The following is an 810-nucleotide window of genomic DNA, read 5'->3' as shown; positions in this document are numbered from 1 at the left end:
TGATTGACCGGCGACACCGCCAGCCCCGGTAATCCCCACTCCGTGTTCTCATTGTTCTGCCAGACAAACATCACCTGGAACAATGGGGTATGCGCCAGTCGGCGCGGCGGTTGCAGGCGGGTAAAGACCTGCAACTCAATGCCAGCCGGGATATCCAGCTCTCATCCAGCCAGAACACCGAACAGACCACCGGCAAAAACAGTAGTCGCGGTGGTTCACTAGGCGTCGGTTTCACTGCCGGACCGGGGGGCACGGGTATCAACCTCTCCGCCAGTGTCAACTACGGCAAAGGCCGTGAAAGCGGCAACGGCGTCAGCCATAATGAAACTACGCTGGATGCGGGACAAACCGTCACCCTCAACGCCGGTCGGGATGCGACGCTCAAAGGCGCTCAGGTCAGCGGCGAACAGATTACCGCCGACGTCAAACGCCACCTGACGCTCAGTAGTGAGCAGGACAGCAACCGCTACGATATGAAGCAACAAAACGTCAGTGCCGGCATCAGTGCCAATGTCGGTCCGGGTTCAGGCGGTTCATTGAACCTGAGCGCCAGCCGCGACAAAATCCACAGCAACTTTGACTCCGTACAAGAGCAGACCGGACTGTTTGCCGGTAAAGGCGGCTATGAAGTCAAAGTAGGTGAACACACCCAGCTTGACGGCGCAGTCATTGCCAGTACCGCAGACAAAGACAAAAACACCCTCGATACCGGCACTCTCGGCTTTGGCGATATCAAAAACAAAGCGGATTTTAAAACCGAACACCATAGCGTGAGTATCAGTACTGGCGGCTCAGTAGGCGGCATGTTAC

The 810-nt window shown here is 56.7% G+C and carries 1 pseudogene; it reads left to right on the top strand.

The features are described 5' to 3' along the window. Positions 1-107: 107 nt before the first annotated feature. Positions 108-810: pseudogene (locus tag C6H66_RS25420) on the top strand (hemagglutinin repeat-containing protein); the annotation flags it as partial.

Source organism: Photorhabdus hindustanensis (genome assembly GCF_002968995.1).
Classification (GTDB): Bacteria; Pseudomonadota; Gammaproteobacteria; order Enterobacterales; family Enterobacteriaceae; genus Photorhabdus; species Photorhabdus akhurstii.
This window is presented reverse-complemented; position numbering and strand designations above follow the sequence as displayed.